Source organism: Streptomyces sp. NPDC002092 (assembly GCF_053593775.1).
Genome location: NZ_JBSFDG010000005.1, coordinates 338,296 through 359,343 on the forward strand (window position 1 = coordinate 338,296; position 21,048 = coordinate 359,343).

Annotated in this window: 21 protein-coding genes; 18 read left to right on the forward strand and 3 right to left on the reverse strand. The window is 66.4% G+C overall.

The genetic code is table 11. From position 1 onward, the window contains the following. Nucleotides 1-19: 19 nt before the first annotated feature. The 4 genes from ACWCRD_RS14125 to ACWCRD_RS14140 all read left to right on the forward strand — a co-directional run bounded on the left by ACWCRD_RS14125 (nucleotide 20) and on the right by ACWCRD_RS14140 (nucleotide 7,046). Nucleotides 20-1,492 carry a beta-1,6-galactanase gene (locus ACWCRD_RS14125; protein ID WP_450966106.1) on the forward strand — a complete coding sequence of 491 codons (1,473 nt, stop codon included), beginning with the start codon at nucleotides 20-22 and terminating at the stop codon, nucleotides 1,490-1,492. 44 nt (nucleotides 1,493-1,536) lie between these two features. Continuing rightward, nucleotides 1,537-2,694: an MFS transporter gene (locus tag ACWCRD_RS14130; RefSeq protein ID WP_450966107.1), complete on the forward strand. Its 1,158-nt coding sequence runs from the start codon at nucleotides 1,537-1,539 to the stop codon at nucleotides 2,692-2,694. A 62-nt stretch (nucleotides 2,695-2,756) separates the two neighbouring features. Further along, entirely contained in the window at nucleotides 2,757-3,767 is a 1,011-nt protein-coding gene (locus ACWCRD_RS14135; RefSeq protein WP_450966108.1) for a hypothetical protein, read from the forward strand. A gap of 129 nt (nucleotides 3,768-3,896) precedes the next feature. Further along, nucleotides 3,897-7,046, forward strand: a complete 3,150-nt coding sequence (locus ACWCRD_RS14140) for a DUF3427 domain-containing protein (protein ID WP_450966109.1) — start codon at nucleotides 3,897-3,899, stop codon at nucleotides 7,044-7,046. A 15-nt stretch (nucleotides 7,047-7,061) separates the two neighbouring features. On the opposite strand, the gene ACWCRD_RS14145 is transcribed toward ACWCRD_RS14140, so the two are convergent. Next, on the reverse strand, nucleotides 7,062-7,733 hold the full coding sequence (locus tag ACWCRD_RS14145) for an ATP-binding protein (RefSeq protein WP_450966110.1): 672 nt from the start codon (nucleotides 7,731-7,733) through the stop codon (nucleotides 7,062-7,064). Nucleotides 7,734-7,914: 181 nt separating this feature from the next. Between ACWCRD_RS14145 and ACWCRD_RS14150 the strand changes: the two genes are divergently transcribed. Both ACWCRD_RS14150 and ACWCRD_RS14155 read left to right on the forward strand, forming a co-directional pair. Next, the gene (locus ACWCRD_RS14150; RefSeq protein ID WP_450966111.1) at nucleotides 7,915-8,763 is read left to right on the forward strand and encodes a helix-turn-helix domain-containing protein; all 849 of its coding nucleotides are present in this window, start codon (nucleotides 7,915-7,917) and stop codon (nucleotides 8,761-8,763) included. Beyond that, on the forward strand, nucleotides 8,763-8,963 hold the full coding sequence (locus tag ACWCRD_RS14155) for a DUF397 domain-containing protein (RefSeq protein ID WP_450966235.1): 201 nt from the start codon (nucleotides 8,763-8,765) through the stop codon (nucleotides 8,961-8,963). Before ACWCRD_RS14150 ends, ACWCRD_RS14155 begins: the two co-directional genes overlap by 1 nt. Here the strand turns inward: ACWCRD_RS14155 and ACWCRD_RS14160 are convergent. Next, nucleotides 8,956-9,531, reverse strand: a complete 576-nt coding sequence (locus ACWCRD_RS14160) for a hypothetical protein (RefSeq protein ID WP_450966112.1) — start codon at nucleotides 9,529-9,531, stop codon at nucleotides 8,956-8,958. The two genes, ACWCRD_RS14155 and ACWCRD_RS14160, sit on opposite strands and share 8 nt — an antisense overlap. 102 nt (nucleotides 9,532-9,633) lie before the next feature. Between ACWCRD_RS14160 and ACWCRD_RS14165 the strand changes: the two genes are divergently transcribed. The 10 genes from ACWCRD_RS14165 (at nucleotide 9,634) to ACWCRD_RS14210 (ending at nucleotide 17,543) form a co-directional block, all read left to right on the forward strand. Next, the gene (locus ACWCRD_RS14165) at nucleotides 9,634-10,665 is read left to right on the forward strand and encodes a hypothetical protein (protein WP_450966113.1); all 1,032 of its coding nucleotides are present in this window, start codon (nucleotides 9,634-9,636) and stop codon (nucleotides 10,663-10,665) included. Between the two features lie 126 nt (nucleotides 10,666-10,791). Next, nucleotides 10,792-11,430, forward strand: coding sequence for an HAD family hydrolase (locus tag ACWCRD_RS14170; RefSeq protein ID WP_450966236.1), 639 nt, complete (start codon nucleotides 10,792-10,794; stop codon nucleotides 11,428-11,430). Nucleotides 11,431-11,565: 135 nt separating this feature from the next. After that, nucleotides 11,566-11,793, forward strand: a complete 228-nt coding sequence (locus tag ACWCRD_RS14175) for a hypothetical protein (protein WP_450966237.1) — start codon at nucleotides 11,566-11,568, stop codon at nucleotides 11,791-11,793. Beyond that, on the forward strand, nucleotides 11,771-12,283 hold the full coding sequence (locus tag ACWCRD_RS14180; protein WP_450966114.1) for a DUF6879 family protein: 513 nt from the start codon (nucleotides 11,771-11,773) through the stop codon (nucleotides 12,281-12,283). The genes ACWCRD_RS14175 and ACWCRD_RS14180 overlap by 23 nt, the downstream gene beginning before the upstream one ends. 30 nt (nucleotides 12,284-12,313) lie before the next feature. Beyond that, nucleotides 12,314-13,162: a helix-turn-helix domain-containing protein gene (locus ACWCRD_RS14185; protein ID WP_450966115.1), complete on the forward strand. Its 849-nt coding sequence runs from the start codon at nucleotides 12,314-12,316 to the stop codon at nucleotides 13,160-13,162. Nucleotides 13,163-13,532: 370 nt separating this feature from the next. Further along, nucleotides 13,533-14,012 (forward strand): hypothetical protein, encoded by a 480-nt coding sequence (locus ACWCRD_RS14190; protein ID WP_450966116.1) that lies wholly within the window; start codon nucleotides 13,533-13,535, stop codon nucleotides 14,010-14,012. A gap of 209 nt (nucleotides 14,013-14,221) precedes the next feature. Further along, nucleotides 14,222-14,659 carry a hypothetical protein gene (locus ACWCRD_RS14195; RefSeq protein WP_450966117.1) on the forward strand — a complete coding sequence of 146 codons (438 nt, stop codon included), beginning with the start codon at nucleotides 14,222-14,224 and terminating at the stop codon, nucleotides 14,657-14,659. Between the two features lie 89 nt (nucleotides 14,660-14,748). Further along, on the forward strand, nucleotides 14,749-15,156 hold the full coding sequence (locus tag ACWCRD_RS14200; protein ID WP_450966118.1) for a hypothetical protein: 408 nt from the start codon (nucleotides 14,749-14,751) through the stop codon (nucleotides 15,154-15,156). 123 nt (nucleotides 15,157-15,279) lie between these two features. After that, entirely contained in the window at nucleotides 15,280-15,705 is a 426-nt protein-coding gene (locus ACWCRD_RS14205; protein WP_450966119.1) for a DUF6879 family protein, read from the forward strand. Nucleotides 15,706-16,118: 413 nt separating this feature from the next. Then, entirely contained in the window at nucleotides 16,119-17,543 is a 1,425-nt protein-coding gene (locus ACWCRD_RS14210; protein WP_450966120.1) for a non-reducing end alpha-L-arabinofuranosidase family hydrolase, read from the forward strand. 225 nt (nucleotides 17,544-17,768) lie between these two features. On the opposite strand, the gene ACWCRD_RS14215 is transcribed toward ACWCRD_RS14210, so the two are convergent. After that, nucleotides 17,769-18,128, reverse strand: a complete 360-nt coding sequence (locus ACWCRD_RS14215) for a dihydrofolate reductase family protein (RefSeq protein WP_450966121.1) — start codon at nucleotides 18,126-18,128, stop codon at nucleotides 17,769-17,771. A 335-nt stretch (nucleotides 18,129-18,463) separates the two neighbouring features. Here ACWCRD_RS14215 and ACWCRD_RS14220 point away from each other — a divergent pair, with 335 nt between their 5' ends. Together ACWCRD_RS14220 and ACWCRD_RS14225 are read left to right on the forward strand one after the other, a co-directional pair. Next, entirely contained in the window at nucleotides 18,464-19,240 is a 777-nt protein-coding gene (locus ACWCRD_RS14220) for a polysaccharide deacetylase family protein (protein ID WP_450966122.1), read from the forward strand. A gap of 176 nt (nucleotides 19,241-19,416) precedes the next feature. Beyond that, a complete protein-coding gene (locus ACWCRD_RS14225; protein ID WP_450966123.1) occupies nucleotides 19,417-21,003 on the forward strand; it encodes an amidohydrolase family protein in 1,587 nt (528 codons plus the stop codon). The last annotated feature ends 45 nt before the right edge of the window (nucleotides 21,004-21,048 follow it).

A 21,048-nucleotide genomic window follows, 5' to 3' on the forward strand; every position in this document is an offset into this window, starting at 1 on the left:
CAGCGAAGGCGGAGAAGCCATGATCCGACGCAGAACCCTGCTGACCGCAGCGGGCGGCACCCTCCTCGGCAGCGCTCTCGCGACCGGCACCGCACGCGCGGACGCCACGATCGCCGTCAACCCCGGCACCTCGTACGGCAGTTGGGAGGGCTGGGGCACCTCCCTGGCCTGGTGGGCCAATGTGTTCGGCGCTCGGGACGACTTCGCCGACATCTTCTTCACCACCAAGTCGACGACGTACAACGGCACAACGCTGCCCGGCCTGGGCCTGAACATCGCCCGTTACAACCTGGGCGCGTGCAGCTCGAACACCGTGAACGGCGCGAGCATGGTCGCCTCCCCCAACATCCCGGCGTTCAAGCAGATCGAGGGCTACTGGCAGGACTGGAACAACGAGGACCCGACGTCCTCGGCCTGGAAGTGGACGGCGGACGCCACCCAGCGCGCGATGCTGGTGAAGGCGACGGCACGCGGGGCGACCACCGAGCTGTTCGCGAACTCCCCCATGTGGTGGATGTGCCTGAACCACAACCCGTCCGGCGCCTCCGACGGCGGCAACAACCTCCAGTCCTGGAACTACCGCCAGCACGCCTCCCACCTGGCGGCGGTGGCCCTCTACGCGAAGAACAACTGGGGCGTGAACTTCGCGACGGTCGAGGCCTTCAACGAGCCGAGCTCCAGCTGGTGGACGGCGACCGGCACCCAGGAGGGCTGCCACATCGACTCGACCGTCCAGTCCGCCGTACTGCCGTACGTCCGCAGCGAGTTGGACAAGCGCGGCCTGACGAGCACGAAGATCTCGGCCTCGGACGAGACGAGCTACGACCTCGCCCGTACGACCTGGAACTCCTTCTCGTCGACGACCAAGGGCTATGTGAACCGGGTCAACGTCCACGGCTACCAGGGCTCGGGCGGCCGCAGGGACCTGCTGTACTCGGATGTCGTGACGACGGCCGGCAAGGCCCTGTGGAACTCGGAGACCGGCGACAACGACGGCACCGGCTACACCCTCGCCTTCAACCTCCTCTACGACTTCCGCTGGCTGCACCCCACCGCCTGGGTCTACTGGCAGGTCATGGACCCGTCCACGAACTGGGCGATGATCGCGTACGACGCGAACACGCTGCAGGCGGGCGCGGTGCAGACGAAGTACTACACGATGGCCCAGTTCAGCCGGCACATCCGCCCCGGCATGAAGATCCTCGACACGGGCGTGAGCAACGCCGTCGCGGCCTACGACTCGAGCGCGAAGCGTCTGGTGATCGTGGCCCTGAACACCTCCACGTCGGCCCAGACCTTCACCTTCAACCTCTCCAACTTCACCACGGTGACCGGCGGTTCGGGCGGCCTGGTCCCCCGCTGGAACACGGTGACGACGGGCGGGGACCGGTACAAGTCCTACTCGGACACGTTCCTGAACGGGAAGTCGGTCTCGGTCTCGCTGGCGGGGAAGGCGGTGCAGACCTTGCAGATAGACGGGGTGACGATCTGACGTCCTCGCAGTCCACTCCCTCTGCGTCCGCTCCCTCCGGGGGGATGCCGGCCGGGCTGGTCGCGCTGGCGCTCGGCGGTTTCGGTATCGGCCTGACGGAGTTCGTGATCGCGGGGCTCCTGCCTCAGGTGGCCCGAAGCCTCGCCGTGTCGGAGGCCGCGGCGGGCTGGCTGATCTCCGGTTACGCCCTGACCGTCGCGGTGGGCGCGATAGCGCTGACGGCCGCGACGGCGGGGCTGCCCCGCAAACCGGTGCTGACCGGCCTGGTGGTGTTGTTCGTCCTGGGCAACCTGCTCTCCGCCCTCGCCCCGAACTACCCGGTGATGCTGCTGGGCCGCGTCGTGGCCGCCCTCTGCCACGGCTCGTTCTTCGGCATCGGCTCCCTCGTCGCCCGCCGCCTGGTCCCACCGGAACGGGCGTCGCGGGCCGTGGCGGTGATGTTCGCGGGCCTGACGGTGGCGAACGTGCTGGGGGTGCCCTTCGGTGCCCTGGTCGGTGAGCGCTGGGGCTGGCGGGCCACGTTCTGGGCGATCACGGGGATCGGGGTGGTCGCGGCGGTAGCGATTGCGGTGCTGGTGCCGGGCTGGGCGGGTAAGGCCGCCGGGCCGGGGGGCGCCCTGACAGGGCAGCTACGGGCGATGCGCTCCCGCCAGGTCTGGCTGACCCTCACCGCGACCGCCCTCGGCTACGGCGGCATGTTCGGCGCCTTCAGCTACCTCGCGTACACCTTCACCAAGGTCACCGGCTTCTCGGACACGGACGTGGCCTGGCTCCTCATCGTCTACGGCAGCGGCCTGGTCCTCGGCAACCTGGCGGGCGGCCGGGCGGCGGACCACAACCGCGACCTCACTCTGATCGTCTCCCTGGCGGCGCTCGGGGCCACGCTGGCCGTCTTCGGCCTCCTGGCGAGCAGCCCGACCGCCGCCGTGATCCTGGTCTTCCTCACGGGCGTCTTCGGCTTCGCCCAGGTGCCGGGCATGATCACCCGCGTCACGGACCACGCGCAGGGCGTCCCGCTGGCGGCCAGCGCGAACGTATCGGCGTCGAATGTCGGCAACGCGGTGGGGGCGTGGCTGGGCGGGGCGGCGATCAGCGCGGGTCTGGGCTACACGGCCCCCCTCTATATAGGGGCGGGCATCGTGGCGGCGGGGCTGGGGACGATGGTGTGGGCGTCGAGGGGGCGTCCCGAGCAGGTCATGTGATCCCCACCCTTTGACCAGCACATACCTCTTCTTCGCCGCGGATGGGCAGTACGGTTTCCCTCATGCGCCCCGACACGCCTGCCGAGAACGTCGACCACATCGCCGAAGCGGCCCGCCTGGAGCGAACCGCCGGCCTGTACCCCGAGGACGCCGAGGCCCTGCTCCTCCAGGCCGCGGCCCACCTCGAACTGTCCGGCGACCGCCCCGCCGCGACCACGCTCTACGACCGCCTGCTCTCCTCCCAGGCGGGCCTGGAGAACCCCTACCTGGTACGGGCCCTCAAGGCCTCGAACCTGTGGGAGTACGGCCACGAGGCCGAGGCCCGAGCGATCATCGACGGCGTGCGGGCGGCGGCCCCGCGCGACCCGGCCCCCTGGGTGATCGTGGCGGAGTCCCTGGAGGCCCACGACGAACTGGAGGCGGCCGAGGAGACCTTCACGGAGGGGGCGCGCGTGCTCCTGACCGGCGTGGAGGAGCCCCCGTACTCGACGCATCCACTGCTGTTCGGCCGCCACCGCGTACGCCGAATGCTGGGCGTCGCCCACGACGAGTGGGACACCGTGGCGGACCTGCTCCACTCGTCACCGGTCTCACTGGACGAGCTGCACGACCCGAAGCGGGTGTGGTCGCTGGGCTCGGAGAACCCGGCGGAACTGGCGGCGGAGATCTCACGCCTGCGGGCGGAATTGGGGACGTATCGGGAAGCCCTCTCCCGCCCCTTCCCGGTGGCGGTCCTGCACTGGCCGGCGGGCGAGCTGACGGAACTGGTGGAGGCGTATCCGAGTCTGGCCGCCGAGTACCCGTCGCATGAGCAGCACCTGGCGACGATAGAGGGGTCGCTACGGGAGCTTGCGGCCTCCGGCACGCCGAACCTGGGGATCGTGACGGGGACGGTGCCTTCTTATGAGGCGTTCGCGGCTTCGGAGATGGCCTCGCCTGGGGAGGCGGAGCTGCTGCCGCAGTACGCGACGACGCTGGCGGCCCGGGGGCGGGCTGTGGAGTGGCCGCCGCAGCGGGGGGCGGGGTGTTGGTGTTGGTCGGGGCGGGTTTATGAGGGGTGCCACGGGGCGTAGCAGCCACACTTCCCGTCTGTCCGAAAGCGATCACCTTTTTGCAGAAGAGCATCAATTGTCAGTGACTGCTGTTAGAACAGATCCCGTATCTACGCGACAGATCACGCGCGAGGGATCGAAGGAGCAGTAGTGGCGGAATCGGGGGACTCGGCGCAGCCGGTCGCAGGTGTCTACGAGCAACTCATCACGCGGACGCTGCATGACCGGATGGAGCGGCTCGAAGCCGCGGGCTGGAAGGCAATCGACGAAGAGGTCAGCGAAGAGTCCGCACCCCATGTGCTGGCGCGCCACATCAGCGAGGCCGTGGGGCGCAGGCTCAGTCAACTGCCCCAGAGCAAGCAGGTGACGGTTGCCAACCAGATCCTCCAGTCACTGGCCACTCACGCGCCCGACCCGGATACGGACGAAGTAATAGGCACCATCGCCGATGGCCCCCGGCAACTGCTGGTGCTCGCTGAACGGGAGGCCCCCGGTGTCTACGCGGTACGGCCTCTCACGCCGCTCTCGGAAACCGCGCTCATCACCAATTCCCCCGAGGATCCAAGCCTCGGCAGCGAGCTGCGCGCTGAGCTGGCAACAGCAGACCGTATTGATCTGCTCTGCGCTTTCGTGAAGTGGTACGGCCTGCGCGTGCTCGAAGACTCTCTCCGCGCCGCCGCCGAACGCGGCGTCCCCATCCGAGTCATCACAACCACGTACATCGGCGCAACGGACCGCCATGCACTCGACCGGCTCGTCCGCGACTTCGGCGCCGAAGTAAAGGTCAACTACGAGACACGCTCGACCCGCCTCCACGCGAAGGCTTGGCTGTTCCGACGCAACAGCGGTTTCGACACCGCGTACGTAGGCAGCTCCAACCTCTCGAAGGCCGCACTGCTCGACGGCCTGGAGTGGAACGTACGCCTGTCATCCGTAGCCACCCCAGTCGTGCTCAACAAATTCGAGGCCACCTTCGACGCGTACTGGAACGACATCGCTTTCGAGTCGTACAACCCCGATCGCGACGCCCGCAAGTTGGACGAGGCTCTGATAGTGGCGGGCGGTTCGACGTCCGGCCAAGACGCGAAGATCAGCCTCTCGGGCCTTGAGGTTCGCCCACACCCGCACCAGGCCGACATGCTGGAGCGACTGCGAGTCGAGCGTGAGGTACGCGGCCACCACCACAACTTGCTTGTCGCAGCGACCGGTACGGGCAAGACAGTCATGGCCGCTCTCGATTACCGCAACCTGCACAAGGAGTGGGGCGCCAAGGAGTACCCACGGCTGCTCTTCGTGGCACACCGCAAGGAGATCCTGCGGCAGTCGCTCCGCATGTACCGCGAAGTACTCGACGACGCGTCCTTCGGCGAAGTGCTCTTCAGCGGCGAGCTACCCCGTGACTGGAAGCACGTCTTCGCCAGCGTCCAGTCACTCACCGATCAGCGACTCGACCAGTTCGACCCGGAACACTTCGACATCATCGTCATCGACGAGTTCCATCACGCTACGGCTACGACATATCGCCGCGTCCTCAATCACTTCAAGCCGAAGCAACTGCTCGGCCTGACCGCCACTCCCGAGCGTGCAGACGGTCTGAATGTGCAGGACGAGTTCTTCGAAGGCCGGATCGCCGCCGAGATGCGACTGTGGGAGGCCCTCGACAACGACCTCCTCTGCCCGTTCCACTACTTCGGCGTTCCCGACGGCACTGACCTCACTCGCCTCAACTGGCGCTCGGGTACGTACGACCAGAGCCAGCTCGGCAACTTGTTCTCCGGGGACCTTGCGCGCGCCCGTATCGTCATCAAGCAGGTGCGGGACAAAGTGTCCAACCCGATGAACATGCGGGCACTCGGGTTCTGCGTCAGCAGGAAACATGCTCACTTCATGGCGAAGTGCTTCCAAGACGCAGGCTTCAAGGCTGAAGCCTTGGACAGCGCGTCCAAGCCGGAGGTCCGTGACCGCGTTCTGTCCCAGCTCAAGGCGGGAGAGATCCAAGTCATCTTCTCCGTAGACCTCTTCAACGAGGGCTTGGACATCCCCGACGTCGATACGGTTCTCCTCCTCCGCCCCACGAACAGCGCCACCGTCTTCCTTCAGCAACTCGGTCGAGGTCTGCGCCGCACCCCGGACAAGCCGGTGCTCACCGTGCTCGACTTCATCGGCCAACACCGTGCCGAGTTCCGGTTCGAGGAGCAGTTCCGCGCGATGACCAACCTGTCGCGCAACCGGCTCCTTGAGCACGCCGAGCACGACTTCCCTCTGCTGCCATCCGGCTGCCAGATCATCCTTGAGGGCAAGTCCAAGCAGCTCGTGCTGGACAACATTCGCACCCAGATAAAGGCGACCGTTCAGACTCTCGCCAAGGAAGTGAGGGCCTTCGACACACCGGTCCTCGCCGACTACCTCAAGGAGAGTCGCCGTGAAATCCGAGAGCTGTATAAGTCGAGCAACTCATGGACGACAGTCCTACGCCGCGCTGGGCTGACTGACCTTCCTGAACAGGCCGGCGAAGAGGACCTGCTGAAGCGTGTGCACGCGTTCTTGCATGTCGACGACCGCGAACGTGCTGAGGCGTATATGCGCTTGTTGAGCGATGACGCGCCGACGTACGACTCGCTGAGCGCGAAGCACCAGACGTACGCGCGCATGCTCTTCTTCAACCTTTGGGACAAGGCCGGAGGGTTCAACTCGTACGAGGAAGGGCTTGAATCGCTCCGCGAGCAGCAAGCCTTCCGTAGCGAACTACGACAGGTACTCGACCACGTGATAGGGCAAGCCGACCACTTCCCCCTCCCTTTGGAGGGTCCGCACGCCCACATCCCTCTGAAGATCCACAGCGCATACAACCGCTCGGAGATCCTGGCCGCGCTCGGTGTCGCCCGCCTGGGCGGCCAGATGCCGGGATCCTTTGCACAGGGCGTCTTGTGGGACGAGCAGAACCAGACGGACGCGCTACTGATCACCCTCGAGAAGAACGAGAAGGACTTCTCCCCCACGGTCCGGTACAAGGACTACGCGTTGAGCCCTTCCCTCTTCCACTGGGAGTCACAGAGCACGACCGCAGCCACTTCTCCCACGGGTCTGCGCTACCAGCAGCACAAGCAACGCGGGAGCCACGTCCTGCTGTTCATGCGGCGCTACAAAGACACCGACATCGGCAAGGCCCACCCATGGATGCTGCTCGGCCCGGCGACGTATGTCCGCCACGAGGGCAGCAAGCCCATGGCCATCACCTGGCAGCTACATGAAGAGCTGCCTGCGGATGTGTGGTCGTACTCGGGTATCACCGCGGGCTAGAAGGCTCGGCAACCTTCATACGACCTCACCGAGCTCAGCCTCAAAGTGAGTCTGAGCTCGGTCGAGCACGTCATCGGGGTCATAGCCGTGCGCACTCAGCCAGTGCAGCACGTCGGCCATGACACCGATGGCAGCCTCTTCTGCCGCTGCGGCGCTCAGCAGACTGCCTCCCTCTGCCATCGCCCTGCCGTGCGCAAGTGGCCAGGAGCCATACAGATCAAGGATCGCCTCAGCCCGCCTGACCCGAGGGCCATTTGCCTGACCACCGGCGACGAAGGCACCGGCAGCGAGCTCACACCACACCACCTTGGAATTGCTGCGCAGAATCACACCCCACCGGTGGTCGGTTACAGCATCGACGAGTGCCATCCCCCGCCCCGACTCCAGAGCGGCACTGGCGGCAAGCAAAGTGGGCAGCGCCCGCGCGTCGGGATCTTCGACTTCCAGGCGTAGATATGACTCACTCAGCGTCATACGGAGCGTTGTGGGCGTTCCCTCGCCGACATGCCGAATGACGTTGGTTACGAGCTCCGATACACAGATCTGTGCAGCATCCACCTGATCGGACAGCCCCCACAGGATGAGCCGAAGCCTCAACGTCTTTCTCAGCTGGGCGACTTCACTCGGTTGGGCAACGAAAGCGTGCTGCCAGGGCTCTCGTCCGACGCGGCCGCTCACGTAGATCATCCTCGTCCACCTTTCGCCACACACTGTTGCGCACAGCGCATCACTCGATGACTCCGAGTGACAGAGTTGCAGCGAGTGTCCCTCTATGCAACATGCATGAAGGGATTCCCTCTTTAGGGTGATTGGCCTTTCCCGCCCCTTCCGATGGGATGGACCTTCCGCTAATCCACAAGGAGTTGACATGGCCGGATCTCCCACGGCTCGCCGTCGCCGACTTGCGATCGAGCTCAAGCGGCTACGCGAGGAGAGCAGCCTTACGTGTAGCCAGGTAGGCAAGGAGTTGGACTGGAGCAGCTCCAAGGTCAGCCGCATGGAGACGGGACAGGGACGCGTCCAGCCCTCAGATGTCGACGCCCTATGCCGCCTCTACGGGACCGCCGACGAGCTACGCGATCTCCTGAAGTCGCTGGCCAAGGAGTCCAAGACAAAGGGCTGGTGGCATGCTCACGGCGACGCGATCCCGGCCTGGTTCTCCGTGTATGTCGGCCTCGAGCAAGCAGCTTCCAACTTGCGTAGCTACCAAGCAGAGTTCATCCCTGGCCTGCTGCAAACGGCTGAGTACGCAGCCGAGCAGTGCCGCGCGTGGGTCGACCACACCGCCGAGGACATTCAGGGCATGGTCGACGTCCGCATGCGTCGCCAAGAGTTGCTCACCAGCGAGAGCGCGCCCGACCTGTGGGCCGTTGTGCACCAGAGTGCACTGCAGCACGTGGTTGGCAGCCGCCAAGTCATGACCCGCCAGCTCGAACGTATGCTGGAGATCGGCAAGTTGAAGAACGTGACCGTCCAAGTCCTGCCGTTCGACGCGGGTGCCTACCCCACCACGGGGTCGTACACGATCCTCGGCTTCCCGGAGCAAGAGGACCAAGACTTGGTCTACCGAGAGGGGCTTACCGATTCGGTCTACCTCGAAGAGGCCAAGGACGTAGCCCTCTACACGAAAGCGTTCGACCATCTCAGGGCCTTGGCGCTGAGCCCTCAGCGTTCGACCTTGCTCATCTCAAGACTCCTGGAGGAGCACTCCCGATGATGCCGTCGTCCAGCATCCAGTGGCATAAGAGCAGCTACAGCAACGGTATGGGGGGTGAGTGCTTGGAGATGGCCACGCTGGCCGGAGTCATCGCAGTGCGCGACTCGAAGGTCGCCTCGGGGCCGCAACTCACCCTCAGCAGGGTCACATGGATGAACTTCATAGGCGCCATTGCCCAGACAGTGAGCGGCGTCAACTGACGGTCTGCATAGGATCGCGAATTATCTCCCCGGCTCTCTGTAGGAAAGTCGCATAGGCATCGGTCATCCCACTCCTCGCCTGTTCATAGCTCGACCAGTCTGGGTTACGCCCTTCGGAGGTTGCTCTCTCCACTTGAAGCAACGAACTGACGGTCGCAACGGCCGTCCGCGTCAAGGCGTACGCCAGCCCCCTTGCCTCATCCGGCCCCCACAGCGCCAATAGGCTCGTCTTGTCTTGCAGTTCTAGCGCAGTTCGCCGCAGTTCATCTCTAGTTGCTACATCAAGTGGGGCTCCACCCACGACCTCAGGTGTGATGCGTGCGAGCACTTCATCAAGAGCCGTGTAGGCCGTGAGAAGAGAGGCGAAGGACTGGTATCGCTGGCTGCGCACCCACTGCCAGTGCTCCGCTGCCGCTTCCCCGTGAACCTGTGCAAGCGCGGCCTCAACCGCCTTACGGCCGCCTACCTTTGCTCCTCGCTCGGCGTACCTGCCCGCGATCACCGCCCCGATGACTGCTGCTATGAGTCCGATACAACCTGCTAAGACCGTCGCCGTCGCGTCACCCATGCCGCCATCCTCACCTGGGCCGGGGCGCCATCACAATGGCATCACGTGCGACCCGCCTCAGAGCTGCCACTCCGTGCGCAGTGAAACCACTAGCCTCGGATCATGACGACCCACACATCCGGGTTTCGCCCCGGCCAGATCCTCACGCGCGCAGAAATACATCCCGTGCTCGGCGGATCCGGCTTCGCCGGAATCTGCCCAGCAGTCGAGAAGAGGAACGTCCTCATCTTCTCCGACAGCAAGGCCGGCGAAGGCTTCGGATATCGGGACGGGTGGCTTGCCGAGAATGATGACATCGGTCCGATATTTACCTATACCGGAGTCGGGAAACGCGGTGATCAGGCCCTGGCGGGCGGCAACAGGTCAATCCTGGAGCACGCCGAAATGGGTCGAACCTTGCACCTGTTCATCGCCGTGGGCAAGGTCGCCGGTAGCGATACCCGGACACATATGTACATAGGTGAATTCAAGGTCGATGAGCGCAATTCGTTCGAAATAAGGGGAGCTAAGGATGAATTAGGCGTAGATCGCAATGTAATCGTCTTCCGCTTACGCCCCACCGGCCCGTACGTCCGACGGGAAGAGGACACCCTCCCGCGCACCACCAATCCCCGCTCCCGGTTCAACCGCACCGCGGCCAAGCTCCCCCGCGCTTATCGACGTCAGAAACGCCAGCGGGGACAGTTGTCCGACGCCGACCACGTGGCTGCTACTCGCGATGACCTGGCGGACAGCTTCGAAGAGAGCTCTCTGGCTGCAGGAGAAACGATCGGCCAGCTTGAGGTGTCGATGCGCGACGCAACGGCTCAACTCATGCTCGAGCTCTATAACCCAACCAGTAACACGGTCTATGAACCGACGGGGAGTGCGGCCAGCGAGTCGATAGCGGAAGCCATGGCTCAACTCCTTCTAGCACGCCACCACTTGCGGAGCATTGCCCACAGCCAGCCCCTCCACTTGATGGTTCTCACCCCCGAGCTCCCCCGCGAGGACCTCCGCAACCTGCTGGCCGAGCACGGGATCGGCGTGGTGTATCGCAACAGCAGCGGCGGCTTCTCTGAGTTCGAGGCCAGCACCACCGCGGGCAGCACGCCTAGAGCTTTCCGCTGCTTGGACTGCCCTGCGCCCGCCTAGTGGGTGTGAGCCGTGAGTGCGCGCAATCCAGGCCTGCGGCACACCACGCGCATTCTGCTGCAGTTCATGAGTGCTGCTTCGGCTTCCTCACGGACCAAGGCGAAGCGCCGTAGGCTTCAAGGAGTGATTGAGACCATCGTCTTCGATGTCGGCGAGACCATCATCCGCGACGACCGCTACTGGCACTCGTGGGCCGACTGGCTCGGTGTGCCCCGCCATACGCTCTCTGCACTCGTCGGAGCCGTCGTCACTCAGGGCCGTGACAACGCCGATGCCGTACGCCTCGCCCGACCGGGCATCGACATCGCTGCCGAGTACAGCGCTCGCGAAGCCGTAGGACGCGGTGAGTTCCTCGATGAATCGGATCTGTACGACGACGTCCGGCCAACGCTGTCCGCCCTCCGCATGTCCGGGATCCGCGTCGTCATCGCCGGAAACCAGACCTCCCGTGTGGGCGAGTTGCTGCGCGGTCTGGACTTGCCCGCCGACCTGATCGCGACTTCAGGCGAGTGGGAGGTCGCCAAGCCGCAGCCGGAGTTCTTCGAGCACGTGCTGGAGGCGGCGCGAGCCACAGCACGAAGGACGGTCTACGTCGGTGATCATCCAGCAAACGATGTGTTCCCCGCGAAGGCGGCCGGCCTGCGTGTGGCGCATATTCGGCGCGGACCTTGGGGGCGCTTCTGGGCCGATGACTTGGAGGTGGCGGCAGCCGCGGACTGGCAGATCGGCAGTCTCGCAGAACTCGTTTCGATCACTACTGGCTGACGGAAGGAAGGCAACGTACAGCCCCGATCGGCACACAGCAGCCCACTGGCAAGTTCCGGCAAGCTCCTGTCCGTTGCAGGTGCCCCTACGGCACGCTCTGGCATACAGATCACCCCCATGACGGAGGTCGGCAGCATGACCCTGCGCAATCTCGGCAAGGATCCTGAGAGCCCCAGCGGCGGCTCCCCCACGGTGTATCTGGACGACGAGAAGAACACCTACCTTGTACAAGGCTGGAAGGTGCTGGACGACGAGCGACTGGGCCAGATGGACATCCCCGGCCATGAGTCCGTCGTGGAGATCCCGCGACGCATGGTTCAGTTCTTCTTGGAGGTACAGCGTGAGCACGGTTCCGACGTTTGAGGAACTGTTCCGCGACTGCCGGGAGTCGGCGGTGCACCTGGAGATGCGGGACGCCTACATGAAGTCGGACCCGTCCTACCTCGACTGGGCTGCCGGCGTCGCCATCGACCCCGCCGAGAGGTGGGCCGATTGGCTGACCCTGGTCTCACAAGCAACACGCCGGGGCGTCAAGGTCCGCCGAGCCCGCATCGTCTCCGAACCCGTGAGCAAGTACATCAGGTTCGAACACGCGGTGACGAATGGCCTGAACATCGCCGCTGGCGAAGAAGTTCGCTGGCTCCCTCGGCGCAGGGCCACCGGCATAGCCTTGCCGGGAAACGACTTTTGGCTGTTCGACTCATCCCTGCTGCTGGTGAACCACTTCGACGGCGAGGGCGAATGGCTGGACCCCGTGCTCAGCACTGACCCCGAGGAGATCAAACTGTGCGCAAGCGCCTTTGAAGGGGTCTGGGAGCTGGGCATCCCGCACGCCGACTACCAACTCGCTTGATCGATAGGGGAAGAGACCCACTTCTACGTCATGTCGTCCCCTTCCTCAAGCGTTCACGAAGCCCGAAAGGCTCTCGGCCAGCGCCTCCGCGAGATCCGGCTCGACGCCGGCCTGACCGCGCGGGCGCTGGCCGTCCTCGCAGGCTGGCACGAGTCCAAGTGCTCCCGTTACGAGAGCGGGTCTCGCAGCCCTTCAGAAGCCGATCTCCGGACGTGGGCACTCCACTGCGGCGTGCCGCACATTGCCGACGATCTCGTGACGACCGCGCGCGGCATCGACGGCATGTACGTGGAGTGGCGGCGCATGGAGCGAACCGGGCTGCGACGTGCACAAGAGTCGGTGGTCCCACTTTGGGAACGCACTCGCCGATTCCGCATCTACTCGTCCTGGCTCATCCCAGGCCCCGTGCAGACCGGCCCGTACATCGAGGCTCTGCTGAAGTCGATCCGCGATCGCAGGCAGTTGGCCGATGACGTGGTGGAAGCGGTACGTGTCCGCCTCGCCAAGCAGCACGTCGTCCACGAGGGGAACCACAGCTTCGCGATCGTGTTGGAGGAGGCCGCCCTGCGTTATCGCATCGGCGGCCCCGAGGTCATGGCAGGCCAGCTCGGCCACCTGCTCACCGCGGCTTCCCTGCCTTCGGTTTCCCTTGGAATCATCCCGCTGACCGCCGATCGATCCCACATCTGGCCTGTGGAAGGTTTCTTCCTTTACGACGCGGAAGTGGCCAACGTCGAACTCGTCTCCGCGCACCTGACCATCACGCAGACCCATGAGATCAACCTGTACGCGCAGACTTTCACCGAGCTCTCCAAGTTGGCGGTCTACGGCTCGGGAGCGCGTGAACTGATCACGTCGGCCATCGATTCACTCGGGTGATCGTCGGCAAGTTCTGGCACGTTCATTGAGGGAGCTTCTCCACCGTTCGTAGCGTGACTGTCACGGAACGCAGCAACGAGGAGTGAGCAGCCGTGGCAAGCAAGGCCAGAGCAAAGCTCAGGGAAGCGATGGCACTCTTCGGGTGCGAAGGGCACCTGGTCGTCTTCAAGAACAGCGACGAGCCACCGCGTAACGGCGCAGAGGCAACGGCCCTTGCTCAACAATTCGCCGTAACTGCACAGCAGAACGGACGTCCACCGCTGCTCAACGCAGCGACCAACACGAGTGCCGCCGATCGAGACGATGTGCAGCATTTGCGAGGGCCCGGACTGGCCCAACCAGGGCAGCTACCGTGCTGACGTCGGCGGACATGGACAGACTGATCTCTGAATGGCTCGCCCGGGCGCATCCGGTACCGCAGCGGGCCCACGCGGAGTGGGCAAGGCAAGGCGTGACGCTCCTCCCTCTCGGCAAACTGTTTTGCGCGGTTCGGCTGCCGGGTGATCTCGTGTACGCCGCCGTCAGCAGCGCGGACGCGGACCAAGTGGCCGATGCCCTTGGGAAGTTGCTGCACGGTCCTGTCATCCACGATCACCGGAACACGGGAGCCATGTACTACGCCCTGATCAATTGGGGCGCGGGCGTGATCCAGGAGATGGACCAGAACCAGGACGCGCCCTGCCTGGGGGCGGGCACCTACCTCGGTGTCCCGCGCATCGACCGTCGAGAACCACCCGGAATCTACTGGGTGGTGCCGCCGCGATACGACGGTGATCTCTGCCGCCCCGGAGCTGTTCGCTCCCTTGTCGCCAATGGCCGCCGAAGGCTGGCGCTGCGCGCCGCTGCCTGATTTCGGCATTACGGATTCTCGCTGCCGTATCGGAAGCGTGTCAGACACGCGCACCAGTTCGGCGGCGAGGGCAAAAACCCTCTCCCCGAGCTTCGATAGGAATTCGGCACTCAGGGAGAGGTCTACCCGAAGGTCCTCCAACTCTGAGGTGATTCCGTGCTCTGCACAACCCCGTCAAGTCCGGATCGGTACGCAACGGAGGCGACGCGATGACCACCACCGTCGCCACCCCAATCCGCACCGGCCGCTCCCTCGTCACCGACCCCGACTTCGACCTGCTCGCCGCCTTCTGCGCCGACGAGTACGGGCTCGAACGCAGCGTCGCCGACCGCGTCATGGATCAGGCCCTCGCCTTGGTGTACGTCATGGGCTCGACCGGAGAGGGGGCCGCCATGGCCCCCTCCCAGCAGGTCGATCCCGGCTGGCACACGCTCATCCTGCACACCGACTGGTATGCCAACTGGTGCCAGGAGCAGTTCGGTTATTTCCTGCATCACCAGCCGAACAGCAAGACGCGCACGCGCGGCCTGATGACGGATGTGGTCGGGAAGATCCGCGCGGCCGGCTTCGAGGTCGACGAACGGCTATGGGGTACGGCGGCCGACTGCAACCCGCCCGCCTGCTGCGGCGACGGCCCGTGCTGCTGAGCGCCCTCCCGTAAGCACTCCCCGTCTGGGCGGGTCGGTCTTCCCGGTCGGCCCGCTCGCTCCCCCTGCGCCAGATCGGACTCACCCCCGTGCCCCTGACCGAGCTGACCGCGACCAGCCGCCTGACCGTCTTCCCGCTCGAAAAGCTCACCGTCGCCTACACGACCCAGTCCAGTGACGAGCGCGGCCTGGGCGACATCGGGCTCGTCACCGTCGTCCACGAAGACGGCGACGAACTCGACTACGACGGCGATGAGTTGTGGCAGCTGGCGCGCGACCTCGGCGGGCGCACGACCGGCGGGGACCAAGCCCGATGGATTCTCACCCAGGCCAGCCGCGCCCGGATGGTCAGCGCCTACACCAACCTGCCGGACGCGACCTGGACGGCGTACATCCGGCGCCGCTTCACCCTCGACGCGCTCTTCGCCAACCACGACGTCCTGATGACCGGCCGGATCGAGCTGACGACCCGCGCCAACTCCACGCATTCGCCCTGAGGAGGCTGCACATGCCTGACACCGGCTCCGATCCCGTGTACCTGGACGGCGACGACTGGAAGGCGTACTTCCGCGATTTTCAAGCGGTCCGCGTTCCGGCTCGAAGTGCACCAGACGTACACGATGCACGGCGAGGCTGAGACGTTCCGCGCCTTCCGCTCCGGGGAACCGATCCCGACGGACTTCAACAAGGCGTGGCACCAGACCATCCGGGACAACGCGGCGGCGGGGCTGACGATGACCCGCGCAAAGATCGTTCGGCGCCCCCTCTCGTCGTACAGCCGCTATCTGTTCGCGTGGGGCATCCCCGGAAACGTCGAGGCCGGGGAGGATTACCGAATCCTCGATGTGACCGAGCGGCCGAATCCCGGGTTGCCGGAACAGGACTTCTGGATGTTCGACGAGACGACTGCCGTACACCTCAACTACCGCCCGGACGGGACGCAGATCAATCGGGAGCTGATCCGTGATCCGGACATCGGCAAGTACCTCGCGTGGCGTGAGCTTGCTCTGGAGAACGCCGTGCCGTTCCGGGCGTATCAGGGGTGAGTCGCAGAAGCGGGCTCGGCGTGCACCTTTGTCTGAAGGCAAGCCCGCCCCACTCGGAGCAGGTAATCCCGGTGCCAGGATGGACGGCCGTCGACGACCACGGCGGCGGGTGGGAGTTGTGGCGGCAGGCGCGTGACCTCCGCGGACGCACCGGAGGCGGGACCAGGCGCCGCGCCACCATGGAACTTGAGACCACCCGATTTCGGCCTGCGAATGTTTTCGGCTCGCGAATTGTGTGAGAGCTATTGACGCCGATCAGGGGTTCTCTATGATCCGGTTGCTCGACTCTTCGACCTTTGTTCGGCATAGCGAACGGCGCCACAGCTGCACCGCATCGACAGTCCGCACAGCCCAACCGCAAAGCCCCCGTCGGGGTCAATCGGAACCGCTTGCTCGAGGATGACGAGGTCTCCATGCGCAGACGTATTTTCAGCCGCAGACGTCCCTCCGCGGTGCTCGCCGCCGCGATAGCGGTCCTGGTCTCGTTGGCGGCGATGCTCGTCGCCGGCCCGGCTCAGGCCGCCAGCAGCGGCGCCTTACGCGGCGTCGGTGCCGGTCGGTGTCTCGATGTACCGGGCGCCAGCCAGACCGACGGCACGCTCCTGCAGATCTGGGACTGCAACGGCGCAGCCAACCAGCAGTGGACGCTGACGGACAGCAATCAGCTGACCGTCTACGGCAACAAGTGCCTGGATGTTCCGGGCCACGCCACCACGGCCGGGACCAAGGTGGAGATCTGGTCCTGCAACGGCGGCACGAACCAGCAGTGGCGGGTGAACTCCGACGGCACGGTCGTCGGCGTGGAGTCCGGGCTGTGCCTGGACGTGTCGGGCGCAGCCACGGCCAACGGCACGGCGGTGCAGCTCTGGAACTGCACCGGTGGCAGCAACCAGAAGTGGACCGGCCTGTCCGGGACAGGCAGCACGTGTTCTCTTCCGTCGACGTACCGCTGGAGCTCGACCGGTCCGTTGGCGCAGCCGGCGAACGGCTGGGTCTCGCTGAAGGACTTCACCAACGTGACGTACAACGGCAAGCACCTGGTCTACGGCTCGACCGTCAACCAATCCGGGTCGTACGGCTCGATGGGCTTCGCTCCCTTCACGAACTGGTCCGACATGGCGTCGGCCGGCCAGACCGGGATGAACCAGGGCACGGTGGCGCCCACGCTGTTCTACTTCGCGCCCAAGAACATCTGGGTGCTGGCGTCCCAGTGGGGTCAGTGGCCCTTCTTCTACCGCACGTCCAGCGACCCCACCAACCCCAACAGTTGGTCCGCGCCGCAGGCGCTGTTCACCGGCAGCCTCCCCGGCGGCGCCGCCCCGATCGACCAGACCCTGATCGCCGACGGCCAGAACATGTACCTGTTCTTCGCCGGCGACAACGGCAGCATCTACCGGGCGAGCATGCCGATCGGGAACTTCCCGGGCAGCTTCGGCTCGTCGTACACGACGGTCATGAGCGACACGGTGAAGAACCTCTTCGAAGCGCCGCAGGTCTACAAGGTCCAGGGCCAGAACCAGTACCTGATGATCGTCGAGGCGCGAGGTGCGAGTGAACAGCGCTACTTCCGCTCGTTCACGGCCTCCAGCCTGAGTGGCTCGTGGACCCCGCAGGCCGCCACCGAGTCCAACCCCTTCGCGGGCAAGGCCAACAGCGGTGCCACTTGGACCAACGACATCAGCCACGGCGACCTGGTCCGCAACAACCCCGACCAGACCATGACCATCGACCCCTGCAACCTGCAGCTCCTCTACCAGGGCCTGTCGCCCAACACACCGCCGGACACCCCTTACAACCTGCTGCCGTGGCGGCCGGGTGTCCTTACCCTGCAGCGCTGATCCGCCCGATCCACGGTGATCGCGATGCGGTGTGGTCCTCCGACGCGTAGACCCGCGGTCTACGGCGTGGGCGACTCCACCTGCTGACCGGTACTCACCGCCTTGAGGAATCCCGGCCGGGCATCGGCCGGGGTTCCTCTCGCTCAGCCTGGCCCTGGCGCCGGCCGCCGCCGAGGCCCCGGCGGCCGCGGCGGCACACCCACCCGCGACCCCTGACCCCGCGCCTCAGCGCCGCACCAGGACCGCGTGCGTGACGGTCGGCGAGCTGACCAGCTCGGACACCCGGTAGCCGTCGATCCCGTCGGCCAGATTGTCGAGCAGCCGCTCCCCGCGTCCGATGAGCATCGGTGCGATCACGAGGTGGAGCTCGTCGATCAGCCGTGCGCGCAGATACTGCTGGATGACCACGGCGCCGCCGCCGATCCGGACGTCTTTGCCGCCCGCGGCGTCGAACGCGCGCTGCAGCACCGTCTCCAGCGGCTCGTCGGTGAAGTGGAAGGTCGTTCCGCCGGCCATCTCCAGTGTCGGGCGCAGATGGTGGGTGTGTACGAGGACGTCGTGGTGGTAGGGCGGTTGTCGCCCCACCAGCCCTTCCAGGACTCGTCCTCCCACGAGTGCGCGGCGCGGACGGGCTGCGCCTGCTCGCGGGCTTGGGCGCGGACCGCGGTGACATGGTGTCCAGGCCGGCGTCGCGCGGGCGGCAGTCGAGGTGGCCCGCCTGGCGGGCGGCCGCAGCAGCGGGCGGTGCCCGGCGAGAAGCACACCGGCGCCGTCGTCGGCAGCTGAGCACGTGCGGAGGCGCTGCAGCTGATCGCAGCCGAGGTGCGCGCGGCTCACTGGAAACGCGCTGCGCACATGTGTTCTACCTCACCACTGAGGCCTCTGGGCAACTTTTCCGGCGCTGAAGTCCTCTCCTTGGGGTGAACATCCTGAAGAGAAGACCTCTCCTGCTCATATCCCTGACTCTGGCCGTGGTGGCGGCCGTGACGGTGACCGTCGTCATGGTCATCCAGGCGAACAAGATGGAGACGGTCTCCCCGCGCGAGGAACGTGACCGGGCCGCGTCCGGAGCGGCCGTACCGTCCGGGCAGGTTGACTGCCGGAAGGTCAAGTGCATCGCGCTCACCTTCGACGGCAACCCGGGCGAACCCACCGACCGGCTGATGGATCTCCTGAAGGAGTACAAGGCGCCGTCGACGTTCTTCCTGGAGGGCCGGCGGATCCCCAAGTTCCCGGATGTGGTGCGGCGGATCGCCAAGGAGGGCCACGAGATCGGGGACCACACCTGGACGCACGCGGTGCTGACCGATGTCTCCGATGCGCAGATCCGCGACGAGCTGCGCCGCACGGCACGGGCCATCTCCGGCATCACCGGCAGCGAGCCGACGCTGATGCGCCCGCCCCAGGGCCGTACCGACGACCGTGTCTCCAAGGTCTCGAAAGAACTGGGGATGGCGCAGGTGCTGTGGACGGTGACCGCGAAGGACTACGAGACGGACGACACCGCGCTGATCACCAAGCGCGTGCTCGCGGGCGCCGACCGCGACGGGATCATCCTGCTGCACCCGCTGCACAAGGGCACCGTGCCGGCCATGCCTTCCATCCTGAAGGCACTCAGCAAGCAGGGCTACACCTTCGTGACCGTCTCCCAGCTGCTCGCTCCCTCCAAGGCCGAGCCCGGCAAGATCTACAGGTGACTGGCGGACGCGCGAAGCGTCCGCTCCTTGGGCCCGTCGCCGCCATCCCCCGGGTGGCCCCAGCAACACCCCCACATGCACCGCCTGGCCGCACTGTCCGATCGCCCCGTGTCCGCCATTGTCGTGGGGGTCGGCGGACGCAGCCGACAGGTTCACTGGCAGGAGGGGGAAACAGCATGTCCGAAGGGACAGTCGGGGCACGACGTGGGATGGGCCGACGGGGCTTTCTGGTGGGGGCCGCCGCCGTGACGGGTACGGCGCTGGCGGGCACGGGGGTCGCCGGTACGGCGCGCGCGGCCGGGACGAGGGGCGGAAGCGGCGCCGACAGCGGGCCGCTGGCGTTCACCCACGTCACCGTGATCGACGGATCGGGAGCACCTCCGGCTCCCGATATGACGGTCGTCGTCGAGGCCGGCCGTGTCACCGCACTCGCCCCGAGCGCACAGGCCCGGCTGCGCCCGGGCACCCGTACGGTCGACCTGTCCGGCAAGTATCTGATCCCGGGACTGATCGAGGCGCACACCCACAGCGACGGCCCGGAGACGGTGGTCCCGGCGCTGTACGCCCTCACCGGCGTCACCACGGTCCGGGAGATGTGGGGCAAGCCGGTCCACCACGAGTGGCGCGAGAAGATCCGCAGCGGTGCGCTGCTGGGCCCCCGCTGGGTCATCGGCAGCCCCATCGTCGACGGCGCGCCCTCACTGTGGGCGGCCGACGTGGGCCCGACCATCGAGGTGCGCGACGCCGCCGCGGCCCGACCCGCCGTACGGCGGGTCAAGCGCGAGGGCGCGGACTTCGTCAAGGTGTACTCCCGCCTGTCCCGCGAGGCCTACTTCGCCATCGCGGACGAGGCCCGGCGCCAGGGCATCCCGCACCTCGGGCACTGCCCCGACACCGTGCGGATCGCGGAGGCGAGCGCCGCCGGCCACCGCACCATCGAGCACCTGCACGCCCTGCTCCTGGCGACCTCACGGCATGAGAAGGAGATACGGCGCCGGCTGGCCGCCGTACGGATCGACCCGCGCGACCCCAGCAGCCTGTCCCGCTACCACAGCTGGTTCCAGCAGGTGCACCCCCTCGAATGGCAGGCGGTGCAGGGCTACGACCGGGACCGGGCGGACGCCCTCTTCCGGAGCCTTGCGGCCCACGGGACCGCGGTCGTCCCCACGCTCAGCGTGCACCGCACACTGGAGCTGCCCGAAGAGGTTCCGTCCCGGGCCGAGGAGTGGAAGTACCTGCCCGCCTGGCAGGTGGAGAGCTGGCCGGACCAGCTGGCGGCCCTGACCGGCGGGCGCACCCCCGAGCAGGCCCGGCAGATCCGGCGGATCTTCGCGCACCGGCTCCGGCTGGTGAGCGAGCTGCACGGCGCGGGCGTACGGCTGGCGGCGGGCACCGACACCGGCACGGGATATCTCGTCCCGGGCTTCGCCCTCCATGACGAGCTGGCGCTGCTCGTGGCGGCCGGCCTCACTCCGGCTGAGGCGCTGCGCTCGGCCACGCGGGACGCGGCCCGCACCCTGGGGCTGCCCGACGTCGGCACCGTGGCTCGCGGACAGGCCGCCGATCTGCTCGTCCTCGACGCCGACCCGCTGCGCGACATCCGCAACACCCGCCGTATCCACGGCGTGGTCGTCGACGGCAGGTGGATCCCGCCGGAGGAACGCCGTCGGCTGCTCGCGGCGGTGGAAGAGGCCGCCGCGCAGACCCCGCCACCCCAGGAGGGGGCGGCCATGACGGGCTGCGGCTGCGGCGGACATCCCTGAGAGCGGCTCTCCAGCAGCTGCCTCCTGGTGGAACCGTCGTCAACC